Genomic DNA, 23,890 nt, shown 5'->3' with positions numbered 1-23,890 from the left:
TCTCACATCTAGGAAAGTTGACACCCCTCGTGTACGGTAACCAGGACCGGGGGCAAGTCCCGTAGCGGGACGGCGGGATGAGGGCAGGGGAGCGGCCGTGGGCCACGCGCTGATCGATGGCAGATTCCGCATCGGGCAGGTCATCGGCAAGGGCAACATGGGTGAGGTCCACCGGGCCGAGGATCTGCACGCACCGGAGGGCAGCCCCGATCGCACGGTCGCCGTGAAGACGATCCTGCGCAGCCGTACGGGCGCCCTGGTCGACACCGGCGCCGACAGCAAGGCCGTGGACCGGTTCGCCCGTGAAGTGCGCATCATGCGCCGTCTCGACCACCCCAACCTGACGCGGCTCGTCGCGGGCGGTGTCACCGAGGACGGCAGACTGCCCTACCTCGCGATGGAGTTCCTGGACGGCGAGACGCTTCGCGACCTCATCGAGGAGGAGCGCCAGCTGCCCGTCCCGTGGATCGCCGCCGTCGCCGCCCAGATCGCCGACGGCCTCGCCACCGCGCACGCCGCCGACGTGGTGCACCGCGACCTGAAGCCGGCGAACGTCATGCTCACCCGGGGCGGCACCGTCAAGGTCCTCGACTTCGGTATGGGCCGCATCGTCGACGACCCGGACGAGGCCCGGCTGACCAGCACGGGTGTCAGCGTCGGCACGGCCCGCTACATGGCCCCCGAGCAGTTCCGGGCCCGCCAGGTCACCCAGGCCGCCGACCTGTACGCGCTGGGCTGTGTGATGTACGAGATGCTCGTCGCCGTACCGCCCTTCACCAGCGAGTCGCCCTACGAACTCGCCCGCAAGCACCTCGAGGTCGAACCGACGCCCCTCGCACGCATCCGCGGCGAGATACCCGCCGAGCTGATCCGCCTCGTCGGACGACTGCTGGCGAAGGACCCCTCGGACCGTCCCGCGAACGCGGCCGAGGTCCGCGACGCGATGCTCCCCCTGGCCACCCGGGACGCGGACACACCCCATCTCCCCCACTGGAGCGCGCTCGACCCGAGGCGGCCCCTGCTCGCGTCCGGCGCACACACCGCCGAACCGCCGTCGTCCGCACCCTCCCCCCGCCCCGCCCCGGTCACCGCCTCCGGCACGGCGATGGACGTGTTCGGCGTGCACCGCGCGCTCATCAAGGACTACCGCTCCTTCACCGAGGGCGGCACCGTCATCCGCGACGACCGTGTCGCCGCCTTCGTGGAGAAGGACCTCGACGACAAGTCCCAGTGGCCGGACCCGTGGCTGTCGCTCAACCCGTTCTTCCAGAGCGGTGGCACCGTCGCGGAACTGGTCGGCGAGAAGGTGCTGCACCCGGAGTGCGCCCGCATCTTCCAGGCGGGCAAGACCGTGGGCGGCACGACACCGGACGGCCGGCCCCTCACCCTGCACCGCCACCAGCGCGAGGCCGTCGAGGCCGCCGGGCGCGGTGCGTCGTACGTGCTGACGACCGGCACCGGTTCCGGCAAGTCGCTCTCCTACATCGTCCCGATCGTCGACCGCGTGCTGCACGAGCGGGACGCCGAGGGCCCCCGGGCCGGAAAGCGGGTGCGCGCCATCATCGTGTACCCGATGAACGCGCTGGCCAACAGCCAGCTCAAGGAGCTGGAGAAGTACCTCCGGGACGGCTACGGGCCGGGGCGCGAGCCGGTCACCTTCGCCCGCTACACGGGCCAGGAGGACGACGAGAAGCGCAAGGAGATCCGCGACAACCCGCCGGACATCCTGCTCACCAACTACGTGATGCTGGAACTGATGCTGACCCGGCCCGCCGACCGGGCCAGCCTCATCAAGATGGCGAAGGGCCTGGAGTTCCTGGTCTTCGACGAGCTGCACACCTACCGCGGCCGGCAGGGCGCCGACGTGGCGCTGCTGATCCGACGGGTCCGCGAGGCCTGCCAGGCCCCGCACGTACAGTGCGTCGGCACCTCGGCGACCATGTCGACCGAGGGCACCGTCGAGGATCAGAAGAAGGTCGTCGCCGATGTGGCGAGCACGTTGTTCGGTACGACGGTCAGCCCGGAGCACGTCATCGGTGAGACGCTGGAGCGGGCGACCGACGAGGCCCCCGGGACCGTCCCCGCGGAGCGCCTGACCTCGCCCGCCGCGCCACGCGCGTACGACGACCTGGTGCGCGACCCGCTGGCCCGCTGGATCGAGACCCGCTTCGGACTCGCCACGGACGGGGCGACCGGCCGGCTGGTGCGCCGCCGACCCACGAAGATCGAGGTTGCCGCCCGTGAACTGGCCGAGCGGTCGGGGGTTGCCAAGGACGACTGTGTCAACGCGATGGAGGCGACCCTGGAGGCCGGCTCGCAGGCTCACCACCCGGTCACGGACCGCCCCCTGTTCGCGTTCCGGCTGCATCAGTTCCTCTCCAAGGGCGACACCGTGTACGTCACCCTGGAGAACAAGCTCTCCCGCCATCTCACCCGCTCCTACCAGCTCGAACAGCCGGGCAGTGGCGGCAAGTTGCTGATGCCTCTGGCGTTCTGCCGGGAGTGCGGTCAGGAGTATCTGACGGTCTGGCGCGTCGAGAAGGACGGCGAGGTACGGTACGAGGCTCGCCGGGACACCTCCGCCACGGGCGGCCGTCAGGGCGACGGCTATCTCTACGTCGACCACGAGCGCGGCTGGCCGGCCGGTGTTCAGTACGCCGTGGACGACCGCCGGCTGCCGGAATCCTGGCTGGAACTGGACGACAGGGGCCAGGAGGTCGTCAAGCGGGCGTTCCGCGACCGGGTGCCGCGTGCCGTCACGGTCGACCCGCTCGGACACGAGGGCCGCGGCGAGCTGCGGGCCGCGTTCATCCCGTCGCCGTTCCTGTTCTGTCTGCACTGCGGGGTGGCGTACGAGCAGACGCGTGGCCGGGACTTCGCGAAGCTGGCGACACTGGACCAGGAGGGCCGGTCGTCGGCCACCTCACTGATCTCGGCGTCGGTGGTGCGGTCCCTGAAGTCGGTGCCGGAGGAGGCGCTGGACAAGGAGGCGCGCAAGCTCCTCACGTTCGTGGACAACCGACAGGACGCCTCCCTCCAGGCGGGCCACTTCAACGACTTCGTGCAGATCACGCAGTTGCGCGGGGCGCTGTACCGGGCCGCTCTGGACGCGGGTGAGGACGGCCTCCCCCACGAGGAGCTGGCCTCGGCGGTGACGAACGCGCTCGCGATCGAGCCCGCCGACTACACCGGCGACAGCGACCAGCCGCCGTCGCTCGCCCGCGCGGCGGCCAGGACGCTGCGTGATGTGATCGCCTTCCGGCTCTACCTCGACCTGGAGCGCGGCTGGCGCATCACCATGCCGAACCTGGAGCAGACGGGTCTGCTGGAGATCGACTACGCGGACCTGCGGTGGATCGCGGACAAGCAGGACCGCTGGGCGGCCACCCACGCGGCGCTGCGGGACGCCGACCCGGCGCTGCGGGCCGAGATCATGAAGGCGCTGCTCAACGAGATGCGTCGCTCGCTCGCCATCGACGTGTCGTACTTCCGCGACGACTTCGACTCGTTGCAACGGGCCAGCGAGGAACGGCTGGTGGACCCGTGGGTGCTGTCGGCGTCCGACCGGCCGCGCCTCGGAACGGCCTATCCGCACCCGTCACGTCCCGGCCTGGACCGCTCGGCCCTGTTCCTGTCCGCGCGCGGCAAGTTCGGCAAGTACCTGAAGCGCGCCGACGACTCGTTCCGGCACCTCTCCCCCGACGACCTGCAACTCGTCATCGAGGAACTGCTGCGGGTGCTGGCCGTGGCGGGCCTGGTCAAGGAGGTGTCGGAGGCACCGCAACGCGCGGGCCGTCACCGACGGACCGGCCCACCGGTCTCGACCGGCTACCGGGTGGCCGCCCAGTCGCTGATCTGGCGTGCGGGCAAGGGCGAGACGGGCATGCACGACCCCCTGACGCGGACCTACCAGAGCGGCGACGGCCCGCGGGTCAACACGTTCTTCCGCGACCTGTACAAGGAGGCGGCGAGCGCGCTGTCCGGACTGTTCGCGCGCGAGCACACCGCCCAGGTCGCCCCGGAGGAGCGTGAGCGACGCGAAGAGGCCTTCCGGAAGGCCGAGTTGAAGCTGCTGTACTGCTCGCCGACGATGGAGCTGGGCGTCGACATCTCCTCCCTCAACGCGGTGATGATGCGCAACGTGCCGCCCACCCCCGCGAACTACGCCCAGCGCTCCGGCCGGGCGGGCCGCAGCGGGCAGCCCGCGCTGGTGACGACGTACTGCGCGACGGGCAACAGCCACGACCAGTACTACTTCCGCCGCTCGGACCGGATGGTGGCGGGCGCGGTGGCACCACCGCGCCTGGATCTGGCCAACGAGGACCTCGTCCTGTCCCACCTCCAGGGCCTGTGGATCGCCGAGGCCGGCCTGAAGCTGGGCCGCGCCGTACCCGACGTCCTCGACGTGTCGCACCCGGACACCGGCGACCGCCCCGCCCCGGCCCTCGGTCTTCAGCCCGACATCCTCGCGGCCTCCCTCGACGAGAGCGCCCAGCGGCGCACCGTCGATGCCGCGCAGCGCGTTCTCGGGCCGCTGCTCCCCGACTTCGCCGACACCACCTGGTGGCACGACGACTGGATACAGGACCGGGTGCGCACGGTGCCGGAGCGGTTCGACCGGGCCTTCGACCGGTGGCGGCAGCTGTTCCGTGCGGCGCTCGACGACCAGTACATCCAGAACAAGCGGCGCCTGGACTACAGCCTCACCGAGGGTGACCGCAACCGGGCCAACACCCGCCGTCGCGAGGCGGAGACCCAGCTGAACCTGCTGATGAACGAGAGCGTCGACAGCAAGTCGGTCCTCTCCGACTTCAACCCCTACCGCTACCTCGCCTCCGAGGGCTTCCTGCCGGGCTACAGCTTCCCGCGCCTGCCGCTGGCCGCGTACATCCCGATGGTCGGCCGCCGCCGCGGCGAGGGCGACTACCTCCAGCGGCCCCGCTTCCTCGCCATCCGGGAGTTCGGTCCGGGCTCGCTCATCTACCACGAGGGCGCCCGCTACCAGGTGACCCGCATCCAGCTGCCGCCGGACTCCTCCGGCGACCTGGCGACCAGCGAGGCCCGCCGCTGCGCCCAGTGCGGCTACCACCACGACCCGGCGCAGCGGCAGGACCGCTGCGAGATGTGCGACGAGCCGCTGGGCTCGTCGACGTACGGTCTGCTCCAGCTGCACACGGTGTACACCACACGCCGCGAGCGGATCTCCTCCGACGAGGAGGAGCGGCGCCGGGCCGGGTTCCGGCTGGAGACGTCGTACCGCTTCCAGGACCACGGCACCCGCAAGGGCCGCCTGAACGCGTCGGTCCGCGACGCCTCGGGCGCGGTGCTCGCCGACATCGCGTACGGGGACTCGGCGACCGTGCGGATCACCAACACCGGCCGGGTGCGGGCCAAGAGCGACGAGCCGCCGGGCTACTGGCTCGACCTCGCCGACGGCCGCTGGATGAACGACAAGGACGCCGCCGAGGCGTCCGGCGACTCCAGCGAACTGCCGGTGATCGACGCGGACGGCAACGAGCGGCGCCGCAAGAAGCGGGTCATCCCGTATGTGGAGGACCGCCGCAACATCGTCGTCGTCACCCTCGACGAGCCGCTGCCCGAACCGGTCGCGCTGTCGGTGATGTACGCGCTGGAGCGGGGCATCGAGGCCGCCTTCGAGCTGGAGGACGCGGAGCTGTCCGGCGAGCTGCTCCCACCGGACGACGGCCCGCGAGGCCGCATCCTCTTCACGGAGGCGGCCGAGGGCGGCGCGGGCGTGCTGCGCCGCCTCCAGGCGGAGCAGGACGCGCTGGCGAAGGCCGCCCGGTACGCGCTGTCCATCTGCCACTTCGACGAGGACGGCACCGACCTGGGCGGCCCGCACCCCGACCGGCCGTGCGCGCTCGGCTGCTACGAGTGCCTGCTGACGTACGGCAACCAGATCGACCACGCGCTGATCAACCGCCATTCGGCGCGAGACCTGCTGGTGCGGCTCGCCTCGGCGACGGCGCGGCGCGAGTCGCGCGGCGAGTCGCGGTCGGAGCAGTACCGGCGGCTGCTCGACGAGACACCTGCCGCGCCCACCGCGACCGCCGTGGAGGCATCGGCCACCGAACTGGCCGCGGTGGGCGACTTCCTGGGCTGGGCGAGGGTGCGGGGACTACGTCTGCCGGACGAGACGGGCACGTTGCTCACCGAGGCGAACGCGATGCCCGACTTCGTGTACCGGCTGCCCGGCGCCAAAGTGGCCGTGTTCGTGGACACGCCCGACAAGGAGCGGGACGCCCTGCGGGACGAGGACGCCGAGGAGCGTCTCTTCAGCGCCGGCTGGGATGTCGTCCGCTTCCCGCACGACGGCGACTGGGACGCCGTCGCGGCGACGAACAGCCGGTACTTCAGCCAGCCCGCCACCAACTGATCCCGTTCCGCACGCAAGGATTTGGCTACGTACATGGCACTCACGTACTCCGTCGGCTCTCTGGTGACGGCCCGCGGCCGCGAATGGGTGGTCCTGCCCGAGAGCGAGCCCGATCTGCTGGTGCTGCGTCCGCTGGGCGGCTCGGACGACGACATCGCCGCCGTGTTCCCGGCGTTCGAAGAGGTGAAGGGCGCCGAGTTCGCCCCTCCGGAGCCGGGCGACCTCGGCGACCAGCGCGCGGCGGGCCTGCTGCGTACGGCGCTGCGCGTGGGCTTCCGCTCCGGGGCGGGCCCGTTCCGCTCGCTGGCCGGTATCGCGGTGCAGCCGCGCGCCTACCAGTTCGTACCGCTGCTGATGGCGCTGCGTCAGAAGACGGTCCGCATGCTGATCTCCGACGACGTCGGGATCGGCAAGACGATCGAGGCGGGCCTCATAGCGAGCGAACTCCTTGCACAGGGCGAGGCGTCGGGCCTCGCGGTGCTGTGCTCCCCGGCGCTGGCGGAGCAGTGGCAGGAGGAGCTTCGTACGAAGTTCGCCATCGACGCGGAGTTGGTTCTCGCGTCCACGGTGTCGCGCTTGGAGCGCGGCCTGGACCTCGGCCAGTCCCTCTTCGACAAGTACCCGAACGTTGTCGTCTCCACGGACTTCATCAAGTCCACGCGCCACCGCGACGACTTCGTACGTCACTGCCCCGACCTCGTGATCGTGGACGAGGCACACACCTGTGTGGCCGCCGACGACACATCGACGAGCGCGCAGAACCAGCTCCGCCACGAACTGTTGCGCCGGATCGCGCAGGACGCCACCCGTCACCTGCTCCTGGTGACGGCGACTCCGCACAGCGGCAAGGAGTCGGCGTTCCGCAATCTGCTGGGCCTGGTCAAGCCCGAACTGGCCGCGGTGGACCTGGAGACGGAGACGGGCAGACGGCTCCTCGCCCAGCACTTCGTGGCGCGCAAGCGGGCGGACGTACGCCAGTACCTCACGAAGGAGGACGGCCTCGGCGACGACTCGCTGGCCGAACGCACCGCGTTCCCCTCGGACCGCTACTTCAAGGACGAGACGTACAAGCTGTCCCCGGCGTACCGGACCCTGCTCGACGACGCGATCGCCTACGCGAGCGAGCGCGTGGAGGCGGCCGACAGCCGGGGCCGGCGGGAGGCGCGGATCGCCTGGTGGTCGGCGATCGCCCTGCTGCGCTCCCTGGTGTCCTCGCCCCGGGCCGCCGCCCAGACGCTGCGCACGCGCTCCGCGGCGGCGGTGGCGGCGTCGGCTGAGGAGGCCGACCGGCTCGGCGCTCCGCTGACCAGTGACGCGGCGGACAGCGACGCGCTGGAAGGCATGGACGTGGCGCCCGGCGCGGAGACAGAGACGGAGGAGAACGCCGGATCGCGACTGGCCGAACTCGCCCAGCGGGCCGAACAGTTGGAGGGCCCGGACGAGGACCTCAAGCTCAAGGCCATCGTCAAGCATCTCAAGGCGCTGCTGGCCGAGGGCCACCACCCGATCGTGTTCTGCCGCTACATCCCGACCGCCGAGTACCTGGCGGAGGAGCTGGGCAACACGGACGCGGAGGGCAACAAGAAGCGCGGCCCGCTCGGTGCCAAGGCCGTGGTCAAGGCGGTGACGGGCACGCTGTCCCCGCAGCAGCGCGTGGAGCGCATCGAGCAGTTGGCGGCGGAGGCGGGCGAGGACGCCGCCGCGCGCCGGGTCCTGATCGCCACGGACTGCCTGTCCGAGGGCGTGAACCTCCAGCACCACTTCGACGCCGTCGTCCACTACGACCTGGCCTGGAACCCGACCCGCCACGACCAGCGAGAGGGCCGCGTCGACCGGTACGGCCAGAAGCGGGACCAGGTCCGGGTGATCACCCTGTACGGCGAGGACAACGGTATCGACGGCAGGGTCCTCGAGGTTCTGATCAAGAAACACCGGCAGATCAAGAAGGACCTCGGCATCTCCGTCTCCGTCCCGGACGAGATGTCCACGGGCGTGACGGACGCGATCGTCGAGTGGCTGCTGCTCCGGGGGCGCCAGGGCGATCAGGAGGCCCTGTTCGAGACGGACTCCTTCCAGCGGAGCTTCGCGGACCTCGACAAGGACTGGAACTCGGCCGCGGAGCGCGAGAAGGCGTCCCGGTCGCGGTTCGCGCAGCGGTCGATCCACCCGGAGGAGGTGGCGCGCGAGGTCGCGTCGATCCGGGACGCGCTCGGCGGCGCGGGCGAGATCGACACCTTCGTACGGGAGTCGCTGGCCGCGCTGAACGCCGTGATCCGTGACAGCGGCGAGGACTTCACGGCCGAGGTCGGCGGCACTCCGGCGGGTCTGCGGGACGCGCTGGCCCCGGTCGTCGGATCGGAGGCGATCGAGAAGGACCGCCCGATCCCGTTCCGCGCTGATCCGGCGATCACCCGGGGTGAGGCGGCGCTGGTGCGCACCGATCCGGTGGTCGGCGCCCTCGCGGCCCATGTCCTGAACGCCGCCCTGGACACCCAGGCGGACGGTGCGCGCCCGGCCCGCCGCTGTGGCGTCATCACGACGGATGCGGTGGCCACACGTACGACGCTGCTGCTCGTCCGCTACCGCTTCCACCTCACGCTGCCGTCCCGCAGCGGCGAGAAGCAGCTGGTCGCGGAGGACGCGCGCCTGCTGGCCTTCGAGGGCGCCCCGAAGAACGCGGTGTGGCTGCCGCAGGAAGAGGCGGCGGCGCTGCTGGATGCGACGGCGTCGGAGAACACGGACGCGCACTTCGCGGAGCGCACGATGTCCCGGGTTCTCGGGCAACTCGACGAGGTATTCGCTCACTTGGAGGCGTACGGCGAGGAGCTTGCCACCGAGCTGGACGCCTCGCACCGCCGGGTGCGTGCCGCGTCCGGTGAGATCGTCCGAGGCCTGTCCGTCACCGCGCAGAGGCCCGCCGACGTTCTCGGCGCGTACGTCTACCTGCCCGCAACCCCCGCCGCTTCTGCTGGAGTGTCCGCCTGATGTCCGCCACCACTCGCAACCAGGTGTTCTCCGCCGTCCACACGGTCGGCGCGCTGCTCCCGGCCGACATGCTGGTCCGGATCTCCGAGGGCAAGGACGTGCCCGGCTCGAAGCCCGCCGACTACGGGCTGCCGTCGTCGCGTTCGGTGCGGGACGAGGCCGAGCGCAGCTGGGAGTACCTCAAGCCGCTCTGGCGCGACCTGCGCAAGCGTCTGCCGGAGGACCAGGACACGGGTCTTCCGGCCGGCGACCCGACCGGCCTCGCGGGCACCGACTGGCTGGCGCCGCTGTGGCGGGAGTTGGGCTTCGGCCGGCTGACGGCACTCGGCACGACGGGCGTGACGGCCGACTCGGACGCGGACAAGACGTTCCAGGTCTCGCACCACTGGCAGCACGTGCTGATCCACCGGACGGCGTGGAACGCCGACCTGGACAAGCGTCCTGGCGGGGCGGGCACCGTGCCGCCACAGTCGATGCTCCAGGAGTGCCTGAACCGCACGGAGGCCCATCTGTGGGGCGTCCTGACGAACGGCCGTCAGGTCCGTCTGCTGCGCGACTCCAGCGCGCTGGCCACGGCGTCGTACGTCGAGTTCGACCTTGAGGCGATCTTCGACGGCGAGCTGTTCAGCGAGTTCGTGCTGCTGTACAGGCTGCTGCACGTGTCGCGGTTCGAGGTGGCGCAGGACGCGGCGCCGTCCGCGTGCCGGCTGGAGAAGTGGCGGGCGGAGGCGATCGCGTCCGGGACGCGTGCGCTGGACCAGCTCCGCAGGGGCGTACAGGCGGCGATCGCCACGCTGGGCACCGGCTTCCTGAAGCACCCGGACAACCGGGAGCTGCGCGAAGAGCTGGCCGTGAAGACGTTTCACTATGCGCTGCTGCGCCTGGTCTACCGGCTGCTGTTCCTGTTCGTGGCCGAAGACCGGGGGGTCCTGCTGTCCCCGTCGGCGGACGCGACCGCCCGTGAGCGCTACGCCGCCTACTTCTCGTCGGGACGCCTGCGCCGACACGCTCAACGGCGCCGGGGTACGGCCCACGGCGACCTGTACCGGGCCCTGTGCTTCGTCCTGTCGGGCCTCGGCAACGACAACGGTCTCCCGGAGCTGGGCCTGCCGGGCCTGGGCGGCATCTTCGACGACACGGAGGCGGACAAGGTCCTGCACGGCCTGTCGCTGTCCAACGAGCCGTTGCTGGAGGCGGTGCGGGCGCTGTCGATCGTGCGCGACACCGGCTCTGGGCGCAACCGCGTCGTCGACTACCGCCACTTGGACGCCGAGGAACTGGGCTCCATCTACGAGTCCTTGCTGGAGCTGGTCCCGAAGCACAACGCGACCGAGCGTACTTTCGAGTTGGTGGAGCTGGCGGGCAACGCCCGGAAGACCACGGGGTCCTACTACACGCCGTCGTCCCTGATCGAGTGCCTGCTCGACTCGGCGCTCGACCCGGTGATCGACGACGCGGTCAAGCGGGGCGAGATCCGCGCGACGCGCTCCGGGCTGCCGGATGCCGGCCCGGTGATCGTGGAGGAGCTGCTGAACCTGACGGTCTGCGACCCGGCGTGCGGGTCCGGCCACTTCCTGGTGGCCGCGGCCCGTCGGATAGCCAAGCGGGTGGCGGCGGTACGGGAGCAGAACCCCGAGCCGACGATCGACGCGGTGCGGCACGCCCTGCACGAGGTCGCCGCGCGGTGCGTCTACGGCGTGGACCTCAACCCGATGGCTGTCGAGCTGGCGAAGGTGTCACTGTGGCTGGAGGCCCTGGAGCCGGGCAAGCCGCTGGGTTTCCTGGACGCTCATATCAAGCACGGCAACGCGCTTATCGGGGCGAGTCCGGCCCTGCTGGCCAAGGGCGTACCGGACGACGCCTTCAGGCCGATCGAGGGCGACGACAAGAAGATCGCGGCGGTGCTGAAGAAGCGGAACGCCGCTGAGCGGGGCGGGCAGCTGAGCTTCCACACCGAGGAGCACATCTGGGTGTCGAACGCCGCCTTCGCCGAGAGCGTGCGAGAGATCACGGGGGCCCGCGCGGACACTCTGCGCGATGTCCGGCTCCAGTCCAGTCGCTTCCGCGATCTGGAGCAGTCGGCGGACTACCTTCGCGCGGTGCACGTCGCCGACGCGTGGTGCGCGGCGTTCGTGTGGCCGAAGTGGCAGGGGGCGCCCACTCCGGTGACGGAGGGGGTGTTCCGGGATCTTCAGAGCCCCGGGGCCGGGATACCCGTCAGCACGAACGAGGAGATCATCCGGCTGGCGCAGCAGTACAGGTTCTTCCACTGGCATCTGGAGTTCCCGGAGGTCTTCACCGTCTCCGAGGCCGCGGACGGCGACATCGATCCCTCCGTGGGGTGGGCCGGGGGCTTCTCCTGCGTGCTGGGAAATCCGCCGTGGGAGCGGATCAAGCTCCAGGAACAGGAATTCTTCGCCCAGCGCGACACGGCCATCGCCGGCGCGGCGAACGCCGCCGCCCGCAAGCGCCTGGTCGCGGCCCTGCCCGGGACGAACCCCGGCCTCTTCGCCGAGTTCGCCGCGGCCAAGCGCCAGTCCGAGGGCGAAAGCCAGTTCATGCGCCTGTCGCTGCGCTACCCGCTGACCGGTCGAGGCGACATCAACACCTACGCCGTCTTCGCCGAGACCGACCGCATGATGACCGCGCCAAGCGGCCGTATGGGCGTCGTCGTGCCCACGGGCATCGCGACGGACGCGACGACGCAGTTCTTCTTCAAGGACCTGGTGCGCAACGGGTCGATCGCGACGCTGTACGACTTCGAGAACGCGGCACCGCTCTTCCCCGGTGTGCATCGCTCGTTCAAGTTCAGCATCCTGTCCCTCACGGGCGGGGCCCTGCGCGAGCCGGCCGCACGCTTCGCCTTCTTCCTCCACGACCCGGCGGAACTGGACGACCCGGAGAAGGTGTTCACCCTCACTCCCGAGGAGATCACCCTCCTCAACCCCAACACGGGAACGTGCCCGGTCTTCCGCTCCCGCCGGGACGCGGAGATCACCCTCGGCATCTACCGCCGCATCCCGGTCCTCCGCGAGGAGAACAACCCCTCCGGCAATCCATGGGGTCTGTCGTTCATGCGCATGTTTGACATGTCCAACGATTCGGATCTCTTCCACACCCGCGAGCAGCTCGATGCCGAGGGCTGGACGCCGACCGGCAATATCTTCACCAAGGGCGGCTCCAGGATGCTGCCGCTGTACGAGGCGAAGATGCTCCACCACTACGACCACCGCTGGGCGACCTACGACGAGAGCGGATCCACCCGCGACTGCACGCTCTCGGAGAAGCAGGACGCCGAGGCCGTCGCCCTTCCCCGCTACTGGGTCGCGGAAGGCAGGGTCCGCGCGGCGCTGCCCGCACAGACCTCATGGCTGACCGGATTCCGAAACGTCTGCCGGAACACCGACGAGCGCTCCGCGATCATCTCCGCGCTCCCCGTCGCGGCGGTGGGCAACAGCATGCCGGTCATCACCTACCCTCGGAGCACGGACCGAACGGCCCCCATCCACACAGCGGCGGCATCATTCGTCTTCGACTTCGTCGCCAGGCAGAAGGCCGGTGGGGTCAACCTCAACTTCTTCATCTTCGAGCAACTGCCCATGCCGACGCCCGGCATGCTGGCGCCGCACAGCGCCTTCATCCTCCCCAGGGCCCTGGAACTCGGCCACACTGCTTACGACATGGAGCCGTTCGCCGCGGATCTCGGCGACAGGGGCGCACCCTTCCGCTGGGACGAGTCCCGCCGCCCGGTCATGCGCGCCGAGCTGGACGCGCTCTTCTTCCACCTGTACGGAGTGTCCCGGGAGGACGCCGACTACATCCTCGACACCTTCCCCATCGTCCGCCGCAAGGACGAGGCCAAGTACGGCACCTACCGCACCAAGGAGCTGATCCTCGCCGAGTACGACCGCATGGCCGAAGCGGGAGTGAGCCTCACCAGCCCGCTGGTGGACGGCGAGAACTACACGTCCACCCTCACTCCGCCGCCGGGCCACGGCCCCCGACACCCCGTGAACGTCACGAACTGCGCCCAGCCGTCGCGCCCGACGGAGAGGTGAGGGCGGGTCACGTCCTTGGAGTCCCGTACACGGACGGCCTGCTCGGTGACGGCGACCTCAATACAGCTGTCCCCCTGTGCGCTGCTGTAGCTGGACTTGAACCAGTCGAGTTCGGGCGTGCTCATAGCGCTCCTCGCATCCGCTCCAGCAGGCCCACGGAGTCTTTCGGGGAGAGGGCCTGCGAGCGCAGTCTCGCATAGCGCATGTGCAGTCGGCTGACCTGTTTCGGGTCAGCGATCAGGCGTCCGTTCTCCTGGCCTTCGGAGTATCCACGCCAACTCCCGTCCGGGGTTTCCAGCAGTTGGATCGGGCCGGCCATACAGGCGTGGTGCTCGGAATCCGCAGGCATGATCTGAAGCGTCACGTTCCTCGGCGCAGCCGCCTCAAGCACGTGCTCGATCATGTCGCGCGTCACGTTCACGCCACCGAGACGGCGCGCGAACACGGACTCCTCGACAATGAAGTCGAAGGCGGTGTTGGGGCGCTCTCGCAGCAGGCGCTGCCGCTCCGATCGCGCCTGAACGGTTGCCTCCAGAACCTCGTCCGACAGTGGTGGGATGTCGTTCTCGCAGAGGGCGCGCATGTACCCCTCCGACTGCAACAACCCAGGCACCAACCGACACTCGTAGGTGCACAGACTCACGGCTACCCGCTCCAGCCGAGCCCACCGCCGGAACCAGGACGCCAGCCCCGCCTCCCCCCGCGTCAGAAACCGGGCCGACCGCCGTAACGCCCCCGTGTTGCCCAGCACCTCCTCCGCCCGCTCCACGAACGACTCGTCCGGCATCCGCCGCCCCAACTCCACCGATTCCACGGTGTGCTTGGAGAACCGAACCAGCTCGCCGAACTCGGCCCGGCTGAGCCCCGCGTTCTCCCGCAGGGCCTGGACCACGGCGCCGAAGGTCCGCAGACTGTCCGACGGATCAGGTTCCCGTTCCGCCTCGCAGACCGTCAGCTCGTCACTCGCCCCCACGCCGTCGCCCGTCATACGCGGTCACCTCCAGATATCCGCCGCACTGGACAACACCCAGCGTGACCGCAGGTTTCGCGTACCGTCCACGGAATGTGCCCGTACGCTGACGCACCGTACGGGCCGCAACCCTGGAGCACGCTCCCGCGCGCCCGTCACCGTGGCCCCATGAACGCGACCACGCCTCAGCTCCGCACCTCCGTGCGCCACTTCGCGCAGCAGATGTCGTCCACCCGCCGCGGAGCCCGCCTCGCCCGCCTGCTCACCTACGAGCAGCTGCGCTCCTGGGAGGTGTCCCCCACGGTCACCGAGCGTGCCGAGCAGATCGTCGCCGAACTGGCCGCGAACGCGGTCCTGCACGGCCGCGTCCAAGGCCGCGACTTCCGCCTCACGCTCACCCTCGACCACCCGTCCGTCGGCGTTGTCCTCCGCATCGCCGTCACGGACGCCCGTGGCAACGAAGTACCCGCCTCATCAACGGACTTCGAGACTCCACCGGACGCCGAATCGGGCCGTGGCATGCTCCTCATCACCGCCCTGGCCGACCGCTGGGGCACCGAGCCGTATCCGCCCGGCGGCAAGACCGTCTGGGCCGAACTCGCCCTCGGCCCACGGTGTGTTCGTCCGGGCCGGTGACGCCCCGCAGCGAGGCCGAACACCGGGTCGGGCATCATGGCCTCCATGACGGATGGGGTGGATGTGCGGGCGGCGGCGGGCGAGTTCGACCGGAAGGCCGTGGCAGAGGCCGAGTCGATGGCCGAGGACGAGCGACAGCAGGTGCTGGACCTCTTTCCGTCGGAGGCGTGGGCGGGGCTGCCGCTGGAGAGGTACGCCCTCGGGCAGGCCGCACCGGCCGGGTCGGGGCCGACGTACTGTCGGCTGCTGGAGTTCCTCACTCCCAACCTCGGCAGTATCAGGGGCGGCAGCGCCGCGAAGCACATCATGTACCACCACGTCTCCGGCGAGTGGCGGCTGGCCGCTCCCCTGCGGGGGATGGACGCCCAGGACGCCTGGGCCGATCTGCGCGGGCAGTTCGTCACGGCGTTCGACTCCGTGGCGGCGGGTGACTTCGATGCCGTGGACGACCTCGAACTGCTCAGGTTCGGGCCCACGTTGGTGACCAAGTCCCTCTCGACCTATTTCCCCCAGCACTTCCTGCCCATCCACGCCGCGGAGCATCTGCGCCGGTTCATCGGCCTGCTGGGCGGTGCGGCAGAGGCCGACGCCCCCGCTTGGCGCAACAACCGGCGGCTCCTGGAACTCGTGCGGTCCCGTGAGGAGTTCCAGGGCTGGACGGGGCAGGAGGTGATGCACTTCCTGTACGCGCACTTCGATCCGCGTCCCCGGCAGCGCACCATCTGGAAGGTCGCCCCCGGTGAGCGCGGCCGGATGTGGGAGGAGTGCCGGGACGGCGGGTTCATCTGCGTCGGGTGGGACGAGCTCGGTGATCTCGGCCTGTACCAGAGCGACACCGATCTGAAGCAGGCCCTGGACGCGTACTGGCCCCGGAGCACCGGGGGCAGTCTGACCCTTGCCCGCCGGCTGCTGGCCTTCCGTGACCTGGAGGCGGGCGACCGTGTCGTGGCGAACCGCGGGGTGGACGAGGTGCTGGCCACCGGCACGGTCGACGGGGGCTACCGCTTCGACCCGGACCGCCCGGAGTTCCGCCATGTCGTCCCGGTGACCTGGGACGTCTCGCACGCGCGGAAGCTGTCGAAGGCCCAGCACGGCTGGCGGTCCACCTTCGCCAAGGTCGACCCGGCCCTGTTCGCCACGTTCACCACGCGCGACACCGACTCCGCCCCGAGCGCACACCAGGCGCACGGCGGCGCACCGGTCGCGCTCCCCGAGGACGTACAAGCCGTCCTGGACGCGCTGGACCGCAAGGGGCAGGTGATCCTGCACGGTCCGCCCGGCACGGGCAAGACCCGGCTCGCGCTGGGCGCCGCCCTCGCCCTGGCCGACCGCGCAGACGCGCTCGGCGCCGAGCCCGGCCCGCGCACCGAGGCCCAGGCCGAGATGCTGCGCGGTGACCGGGTCCGTATGGTCACCTTCCACCCGTCGTACGGATACGAGGACTTCGTCGAGGGCTTCAAACCGGACCTGAGCGCCACCGGCCCGGGGCTCACCCTGGCCCTCGCGGACGGTCTGTTCCACGCCCTGTGCGGCCGTGCCTCGGCCCGGCCCGAGCAGACGTTCCTGCTGATCATCGACGAGATCAACCGCGGTGATCTGCCGCGGATCTTCGGTGAGCTGATGACCCTCCTCGAACTCGACAAGCGGAACCTGCCGGTCGACCTGCCGGTCAGCGGGCGGTCCTTCTCGGTGCCGCCGAACATCCGGATCATCGGCACGATGAACACCGCCGACCGGAGCATCAGTCACCTGGACGCCGCGGTCCGCCGCCGCTTCGCCTTCCTGCCCGTCGGCCCCGACCCGGACGCCGTCTCCGGGACGGTCGGCCCGCTGGACCTGGCGGCGTTCTTCGAGTCCCTCAACACCCGTATCACCCGCCGCCTCGACGCCGACCACCAGATCGGGCACGCCTACCTGCTGCGGGACGGCGAGCCGATCGCCACCGAGGAGGACCTGGCCGCCGCCTTCCACCACGAGGTGATCCCGCTCCTGGAGGACCACTGCCTCGGCCGGGCCGACCTGCTGCACAGCATCCTCGGCGGCCTGGTCGACGCGGACACCGGCCGTCCCGTGATGATGTCCCCGCAGGACCTCGTCACCGCGCTGGCGACCGAGTTCACCAGCGGCACGCAGGGCTCCGATGCCTGACCGCTTCGAGGTACGGATCGGCGAGTACGAGTCCACCCGGCTCGGCATCGAACAGCTCACCCCGCGGGACGTCGACCGCCTCGGCGCCCTCCAGGCGCGCGGGTGCCTCACCCTGGCCGCGGACCGTACCGGATGGCGGCTCAAGGCCGACGCGACCGTCGGTGTCCTGGTCCTGGACCGCGTCCGGCTGGTCGTCGAGCCCAAGTTCGCCATCCCGGGCCGGCAACTGATGAGCTGGCTCGCCTACGCGCTCGGCACCCCGATCGCGACGACGGCGCGACGCTGGGCCACCGGCCCGGACGGCTACGCCGACCTCGTGGCCGCCGCCCTGCTCGAAGAGTGCGAGAAGCTCGTACGGGAGGGGCTGCGCCGCGACTACGTCCGCCGTCAGAGCCTCGAACCGGTCCTGCGGGGACGCCTGGACGCCGCCGCCCAGGCCACCCTCCGCTATGGGCAACTGGACAGGCTGTACGTGCGTGCCTTCGTCCGGGAGACGGACATCTGGGACAACCGCGTCCTGGGGTCCGCACTGAGGGTGGCGCTCACCCTGACCGCTGACTCCGACCTGGCACGCGACCTGCACGGCATCGCGGGGGCGTTCCCCCCTGCCGCGACCCCGAACGCCGCCCTGGGCGCACTCGACCGCACCCAGTACACACGCCTGAACGCCCGCTACCGTGCCGCCCACACCTGGGCCCGCCTGCTGCTGCGCGGCGGAGGTGTGACCGACCTGCTCACCGACCGGGGTACGTCGGCGGGAGGCCTCCTGCTGGCCATGCCCGCCTTGTGGGAAGCCGTCGTACGACGCCTGGGCACGGAGGCCGCCGCCTTTCTCGGCGGCCATGCCCTCCCGAGCGGCGGCAGGACGGGCATCACCGTTCGCGGCGACCTCGGGAACAACTCCGCCTTCCGGCCCGACCTGCTGCTGAGCCTTCCGGTCCCGGACACGGCCGACCATGTGCTGCTGCCGGTCGACGCCAAGTACAAGCGCTACGACCGCCATGGCGTCGGTGCCGGTGACGTCCACCAACTCCTCACCTACTGCGCCGGATATGCCGCCTCCGACACCCCGAGCGCGGTGATCGTCCACCCCCGCCCCGGGGGGTACACCCGACGCACCCTCCAGGTCCGCGGACCTCGGGGCGGCCTCGGCACCATCCACGTCCTCGGCATCGACACCCACGCCCGTCCCGAGCGGGCGACCGAGTGGGTCCGCACCGCGCTGCCGTGAATGTCACAGAGGTGGCTTGACCCCCGGTACCCACTCGAAGCCGAAGCCGTACGCCTGGTCGATGAGCTGCTGGTTCGTCAGCGACGGCTGAGCGGTGAACCAGCGGACCTCGCGCCGGAGTTCGAGGGTGTCCCGTCCCGGTGTGAGCAGGGCGATCGCGCACGAGGTGGCTCCGGCCGGGGAGTCGTCCAGGTGGATGCGCCAGGTGCCGCTCGGCGCGCTGACGGTGACCACGCCGCCGAGGGTGCGGAAGTCGGCCGCGCGCTCGTAGATGTACACGTAGACGAGGAGCTTGGTGAACTGGTGCCGGTGCTCCAGGCTGATGCGCAGGGTCTCCCCGTCGGAGGCCTCACCGGTGCGGTCGTCCTGGTCGAGGCTGACGTAGGGCCAGGCGTCGAGGTCGCCGAACTCCGCGCCCAGGGGCTGAACGGCGGCGCCCGCTCCGTCACGGGTGAGGACCATGCAGCCCAGATCGAGGTCGGCCTCCGCCGCGACCGACCAGTTGAGGTTGACCTGGAGGACACCTCGCCCCGTGATCCCGGCGCAGGGTGTCCGCTGGGAGAGTTCCACGGCGGGCGCCGCCCGTCCGGTCAGCCGGATGACTCCCCGTTGCCTGCCGTCACCGCTCAACGAAACCCCCTTACATCAGGCTTTCGGATGACCTTTTCATGCCACGCCGTCCGCCCTGTGTGATCGTCGTCTATTATTGCGCGGCTGGTGAAGAATCTGTGAAAGAAACGTCCCGGCGTCACCGGGCAGGGGTGGGGAATGCTGGCGGGGAGACAACCCGACAAGGCGGTGACGGCACGTCACCTCGAGGACATGGCGCAGGACCCTGCGCTCGCACCGCGCGCGGAGGAACTGCGCACACTGGCACAAGCACTCGGCTCCGCCGACACGGAGGCCCTGGACGCCTGGGCCGATCTCGATCTGATGGGGCATTTCGCCCGGCCCGAGAGCATTGCCGAGTCCCTGCTCGACGACCGTGGCACCCGGTTCGACTCCGTACTGGACTGGGTTCTGGGGGCCCTGGTCTTCCTACCGCTGCTGTTCACCTGGTTCGGCCTGTGGCAGGCGTCGAGCGCGTACGGGGCACTCACGGGCGACGACCCCAAGTCCGCGGGCCGGCCGTTCCTGCAGTTGTGGCAGTCCGGGTTCGACGGACACCTGGGCGACGTCTTCCGGTTCGGGCACGTGGCCGTGAGCGGGTGTCTGGCCCTGGGGATGCTGTTCGTTCTCACCGCGGTGCACGGCTACCGGCGCACCGCCGCCGAACGCCGGGAGGAACAGGCACGCGGGCGCACTCGTGCGGCCCTGGCCCGCCTGGTTCCCGTCCTCACCCGCGCGCAACTCTCGCTCAACGAACACCGGTTCGCGTCTCCTCAGCGCTTCGCGGCAGAACTCAACTCGGCGGCCGGACGCCTGCAGCGCATGCAGACCAAGGCCATCACCACGCAGGAGAAGCTCACCCACGCCGCCGAACTGGTCGGCGAGGCCATGGACAAGGCGGAGCAGCGCCTCGCCCAGGCGGAGAAGTACGTGCGGCCGATCGAAGAAGTGGTGCTGCGCATCGAGGAGACGGTGCGGGACAGCGGGAGTGCCATTCAGGCTGCCGTACAGGGCCTGGACGACCCGGTGACGCAGGCGGGGCAGCGGCTGGCCGACGCCGTCAGCGGACAGACCGGCGTGCTCGACAAGGCGCTGGAAGAGGTGCGGACGGCCGGGGAGGAGATGCGCGACGTCCTCGCCCGTACCGCGGACCGGCTGGAGACCGCGGTCGGCGACAACGGCGACAGCGTCCGCGGTGCGCTTGCGGACGCGGCACGGCAGGTCGAGGACTCCCTGACCGTGCTGGCCGCCTCCCAGCGCGGGTTCACCACCGGCGTCGAGGTGGTCGCGGATGTCAACGGACGGCTGCTCAACGACCTCGGCTCGGTGGCCGAGCGCACCGGCGAGGCCGCACAGGCATCCCGCGAGGCCCTGCTCGGTATCGAGGCGCGCAGCCAGGCTCTTCACGAGGCGGCCGACCGCTTCACGGGTGTCACCGACGCCCTGGTCCGGGCACTGCGTGAGACCGAGACGGCGCGCGCCGAGGCGGAGTCGGCACGGGCTGGGGCCGAGGCCGCACGAGCCGGGGCGGAGGAGGCGCAGAAGCGCGCGGAGGACGAGCTGCGGCGAACGAAGGAGCTGCGGGCCGGGATCGGATCGGCGCGGTGAGTCCGCGCAGGTCACGATTCCGGTTCACACCGCTCCATCTGGCCGGCTGGCTCTTCGCCGACATGCTGCTCGTGCTCGCGCTCGTGTCCATGGGAGACCGGGGCGATCCGCTCGCCGCGCGGGCCGCCGCGCACCGCTCCCCGTCGGCCGCCGGCAAGCCCTCGCCCGAGCCGAGCCGGACCCCGTCGGGCCCCCGGTCGGTGGAGCGCAAGCCGGTGAAGGTCCATGTGACGGCGGCGGTCGGCGACACCACACGGATGGTGAAGCAGCTTCATGCCGCCACGGCACGTTACAAGAGCCGCACCGCCGCCTTCGTGCTGACCTTCGGCCAGGCCCCCGAACCCGGGGACGGCCAGGCCTATGCCCGCGAGATCAACAAGTCCCTGCGGAAGGCGCGACCGGGCATGTTCGCCGACGCGACGACCCGGGACTTCTGGAACGGCGGCGCCGCCGGCGCGGCCGACCTGGAGATCTACTTCTACACCCGTTGACGGCTGCGCCGTCTCTTACGTCTGGGAGAGCCCATGCAGATCCTTCCCTTCTACATGGTGTGCGACGAGTCCGGTTCCATGGCGGGAACCGGCGTGGACGCCATCAACTCGGCGTTGCCCGACCTGCACCACGAGATCAGCACCAATCCGAGTGTCGCGGACAAGACCCGCTTCGCGCTGATCGGTTTCTCCACACAGGCCTCCGTGCTCCAGCCGCTCGCCGACCTGAGCGAGCTGACGCAGCTGCCGTCCCTGTCGGCGGGCGGGGTGACCTCCTTCGGGGCCGCCTTCCGGCTGCTGAAGGACACCATCGACAAGGACGTCGCGGCGCTGAAGGCGGAGGGCCACGATGTGTACCGGCCGGTGGTGTTCTTCCTCTCCGACGGCATCCCCACGGACGACGACTGGCGCACCCCGCTCAAGGACCTGAACGCCTTCCGCTACGCGCCGAAGATCATCGCGTTCGGGATCAGCGACGCCGACTCCGCGACCATCACCGAGGTGGCCAACTTCAAGGCGTTCATCCAGCAGGACTCCTCCATCACCCCCGCCGTCGCGCTCCGCGAGTTCGCGTCGAGTCTCACCCGGTCCATCGTCAATTCGGCCACCAGCATGTCGGCCCAGGGCGGGGAGGGATTCCAGCTCCAGGTCGACGAGCAGGTGTCCGGCTTCACCAGCCTTTCCCTGGACAAGCTGTGAGCGGCCCGGTGAACCACGAGGAATCCCGCGGGGCACACCACGACGCGGGGCAGTACGCCGCCCCCGCCCCTGTCGACGAACTCGAGGCGCACATCGCCGGCCTGCCGTACGGGGTCATGGCGAACGACACGATCACTCCGCCGAAGCCGCCGTCCCCCGCACAGCCGCGGACCGAGCCCCTGCGGGGGGTACCGGCGCACGTCGGCAAGCGTCCTCCCAGCTATCCGCCCCACCCCCTGCAGTCTCCGTCCCTGCGTGCCGGGGACCCCTTCGCGGCCTGCTCTCCCGCGGTCCTCCTGGACGGGGCCGCGGCCGGACGGCTGACCGTGCGGGCCGTCTCGGTGCGCGGTGACTCCCACAACTGGGAGGGCAGTTGCCGCCAAGACGCCATGACGGTGACACGCATCGGTCCGCCGGAGGCGGAGATGCTGCTGCTGGCGGTCGCCGACGGTGTCGGTTCGGCGGCGTACTCGCACATCGGCTCCTACCGAGCCGCCCGCGAGACGGCCCGTCATCTGGACCGCGAGGCCGAGGGCGTCCACGCGGCGCTGAGCGCCCAGGACGAGGGAGAGCTGCGCGCGATCGCCAACAAGGCGATCGCGAACGCGGTCAGCGAACTGCGTGCCGGCTGGGAAGTGTCCGCCCGCAACGAGGGCCGCCCGTACGCCGACCAGGACTATGCCACCACCCTGCACGTCCTGCTGGTTCCCACGGATGCCCGGATCCGCGAGCGCGTCGTGTTCAGCGTGGGCGACGGCGGCCTGTTCGTCCTGCGGGAGGGCAGCTGGGAGGCCCGGAACGCGATCGCCGACGGCGGTGTTCTCGACACCCGTACCGACGCTCTCCCGCACGCGTACCGCAGTGTCAAGGCCACCTTGCTGCGCACCGAGCCGGGTGAGGTCCTGCTGCTGGGCACCGACGGCATCACCAACCCGCTCACCCAGAAGGACCCGGAGTTCGCACGTCACCTCGCCGACGCCTGGGGCGGCCCTGAGGTCCCCTCCCTGTCCGACTTCCTGTGGCAGGCACAGACACGGGCCAAGTCCTACGACGACGACCGCACCGTCATCTGCGTGTGGGAGGAGGGAGCATGAGCGCGGAGGACGGCGGCGACGTCGCCCGCGCGTCGCTCGCGCTGGGAGACCGTGTCGGCAGCGGCGGCCAGGGCGAGGTGCACGCCGTCGCCGGCGGGCCGTTGCTCTACAAGGAGTACAAGGCCCCGTCCAAGGTCAATGGTCATGCCCTCGCGGACCTGGTCGCGCTCCGGCAGGGGCTCGGCCAGGCCGACCGGGCCCGGCTGGACGCCCTTGCCGCCTGGCCGCTGTGCCGTGTGGTCGGCGGCGGCCGGACCCTCGGTTTCCTCATGCGGCGTGCCCCGTCGCCCATGACGTGGCACACCGCGACCGGGGCGACCAAGCTCCTCGAACTGCAGTACCTGATCAGGGCACCCAAAGTGGCCTGGCAAGAGGTCGCGCAGCCGACGCCCGACCAGCGCAGGACTCTGGCTTCGGCCTGCGTCGAGGCCATCGGCTGGTTCCACGATGCCGGACTGGTGATCGGAGACATCTCGCAGGCCAACGTCCTGTGGTCCCTCACCCCCGAACCGGCCGTCCACTTCCTGGACTGCGACGGATTCCGCCGCGTAGGACGCGAGGCCGTCCAGGCCCAGGCCGCCACCCCCGACTGGAACGACCCGCTCGTGCCCTCCACCGAGGCGAGCGTGGACACGGACGCGTACAAGACGGCCCTCACGGCCGGCCGGATCCTGGCCCGGGATCCCTATCTCAGACCGGACCAGGACTTGCGGCACGTCGCCGGCTGCCTCAACGAGCGCCAGGCAGCCGCCGTACGAAGGCTCTTCGCACAGGCCGCGGGCGAGCGCGGAACCCGGCCCCGCCCGGCCGAGTGGCAGACGGCCCTGAGCGACCGAGGCATCATCGCCCTCACCGCGGCCACACCCCGCCCTCGCCCTTCCGTCGACCACACGGTCCTGGACGGCGTACGCAACCGGGCACCGATCAATCTGCGCGGGCAGTCATGAGCGTCCTGCACTCCGTG

Annotated in this window: 14 protein-coding genes; 11 read left to right on the top strand and 3 right to left on the bottom strand. The window is 70.6% G+C overall.

Annotated features, from left to right (window positions below; all coding sequences use genetic code 11):
• Positions 1 to 97: 97 nt before the first annotated feature.
• From N8I87_RS34060 to N8I87_RS34050, 3 genes are read left to right on the top strand one after another with little or no spacing between them, the layout of a single operon-like run.
• Complete coding sequence (locus N8I87_RS34060; protein WP_263214583.1) at positions 98 to 6,397, top strand: protein kinase domain-containing protein; 6,300 nt, start codon at positions 98 to 100, stop codon at positions 6,395 to 6,397.
• A gap of 33 nt (positions 6,398 to 6,430) precedes the next feature.
• The gene (locus N8I87_RS34055) at positions 6,431 to 9,382 is read left to right on the top strand and encodes a DEAD/DEAH box helicase (RefSeq protein ID WP_263214582.1); all 2,952 of its coding nucleotides are present in this window, start codon (positions 6,431 to 6,433) and stop codon (positions 9,380 to 9,382) included.
• The gene (locus N8I87_RS34050; protein ID WP_263214580.1) at positions 9,382 to 13,440 is read left to right on the top strand and encodes an Eco57I restriction-modification methylase domain-containing protein; all 4,059 of its coding nucleotides are present in this window, start codon (positions 9,382 to 9,384) and stop codon (positions 13,438 to 13,440) included. Before N8I87_RS34055 ends, N8I87_RS34050 begins: the two co-directional genes overlap by 1 nt.
• Here N8I87_RS34050 and N8I87_RS34045 read toward each other — a convergent pair.
• Positions 13,344 to 13,565 carry a DUF397 domain-containing protein gene (locus tag N8I87_RS34045; protein WP_263214578.1) on the bottom strand — a complete coding sequence of 74 codons (222 nt, stop codon included), beginning with the start codon at positions 13,563 to 13,565 and terminating at the stop codon, positions 13,344 to 13,346. The two genes, N8I87_RS34050 and N8I87_RS34045, sit on opposite strands and share 97 nt — an antisense overlap.
• Positions 13,562 to 14,428 carry a helix-turn-helix domain-containing protein gene (locus N8I87_RS34040; RefSeq protein ID WP_263214576.1) on the bottom strand — a complete coding sequence of 289 codons (867 nt, stop codon included), beginning with the start codon at positions 14,426 to 14,428 and terminating at the stop codon, positions 13,562 to 13,564. Before N8I87_RS34040 ends, N8I87_RS34045 begins: the two co-directional genes overlap by 4 nt.
• Before the next feature lie 150 nt (positions 14,429 to 14,578).
• On the opposite strand from N8I87_RS34040, the gene N8I87_RS34035 reads away from it, so the two are divergent.
• From N8I87_RS34035 to N8I87_RS34025, 3 genes are read left to right on the top strand one after another with little or no spacing between them, the layout of a single operon-like run.
• Positions 14,579 to 15,046, top strand: coding sequence for an ATP-binding protein (locus N8I87_RS34035; protein WP_263214575.1), 468 nt, complete (start codon positions 14,579 to 14,581; stop codon positions 15,044 to 15,046).
• A 45-nt stretch (positions 15,047 to 15,091) separates the two neighbouring features.
• Positions 15,092 to 17,194: an McrB family protein gene (locus N8I87_RS34030; RefSeq protein WP_263214574.1), complete on the top strand. Its 2,103-nt coding sequence runs from the start codon at positions 15,092 to 15,094 to the stop codon at positions 17,192 to 17,194.
• Positions 17,187 to 18,425, top strand: coding sequence for an McrC family protein (locus N8I87_RS34025; RefSeq protein ID WP_263214573.1), 1,239 nt, complete (start codon positions 17,187 to 17,189; stop codon positions 18,423 to 18,425). The genes N8I87_RS34030 and N8I87_RS34025 overlap by 8 nt, the downstream gene beginning before the upstream one ends.
• 3 nt (positions 18,426 to 18,428) lie before the next feature.
• Here N8I87_RS34025 and N8I87_RS34020 read toward each other — a convergent pair whose 3' ends face one another.
• Positions 18,429 to 19,055 carry a tellurium resistance protein gene (locus N8I87_RS34020; protein ID WP_263214572.1) on the bottom strand — a complete coding sequence of 209 codons (627 nt, stop codon included), beginning with the start codon at positions 19,053 to 19,055 and terminating at the stop codon, positions 18,429 to 18,431.
• Positions 19,056 to 19,247: 192 nt separating this feature from the next.
• Here N8I87_RS34020 and N8I87_RS34015 point away from each other — a divergent pair, with 192 nt between their 5' ends.
• The 5 genes from N8I87_RS34015 to N8I87_RS33995 are packed head-to-tail and all read left to right on the top strand — an operon-like array spanning position 19,248 to position 23,873.
• Positions 19,248 to 20,642 carry a hypothetical protein gene (locus N8I87_RS34015; protein WP_263214570.1) on the top strand — a complete coding sequence of 465 codons (1,395 nt, stop codon included), beginning with the start codon at positions 19,248 to 19,250 and terminating at the stop codon, positions 20,640 to 20,642.
• On the top strand, positions 20,639 to 21,133 hold the full coding sequence (locus N8I87_RS34010) for a hypothetical protein (protein WP_263214568.1): 495 nt from the start codon (positions 20,639 to 20,641) through the stop codon (positions 21,131 to 21,133). The genes N8I87_RS34015 and N8I87_RS34010 overlap by 4 nt, the downstream gene beginning before the upstream one ends.
• A 33-nt stretch (positions 21,134 to 21,166) precedes the next feature.
• Positions 21,167 to 21,832, top strand: coding sequence for a vWA domain-containing protein (locus tag N8I87_RS34005; RefSeq protein ID WP_263214567.1), 666 nt, complete (start codon positions 21,167 to 21,169; stop codon positions 21,830 to 21,832).
• Between the two features lie 8 nt (positions 21,833 to 21,840).
• A complete protein-coding gene (locus N8I87_RS34000; RefSeq protein ID WP_263214566.1) occupies positions 21,841 to 22,926 on the top strand; it encodes a protein phosphatase 2C domain-containing protein in 1,086 nt (361 codons plus the stop codon).
• On the top strand, positions 22,923 to 23,873 hold the full coding sequence (locus tag N8I87_RS33995; protein WP_263214565.1) for a hypothetical protein: 951 nt from the start codon (positions 22,923 to 22,925) through the stop codon (positions 23,871 to 23,873). The genes N8I87_RS34000 and N8I87_RS33995 overlap by 4 nt, the downstream gene beginning before the upstream one ends.
• Positions 23,874 to 23,890: the final 17 nt, after the last annotated feature.

This window comes from Streptomyces sp. HUAS 15-9 (assembly GCF_025642155.1).
Classification (GTDB): domain Bacteria; phylum Actinomycetota; class Actinomycetes; order Streptomycetales; family Streptomycetaceae; genus Streptomyces.
The sequence above is the reverse complement of the archived record's forward strand: the minus strand, read 5'-3'. Positions and strand labels throughout refer to the sequence as shown.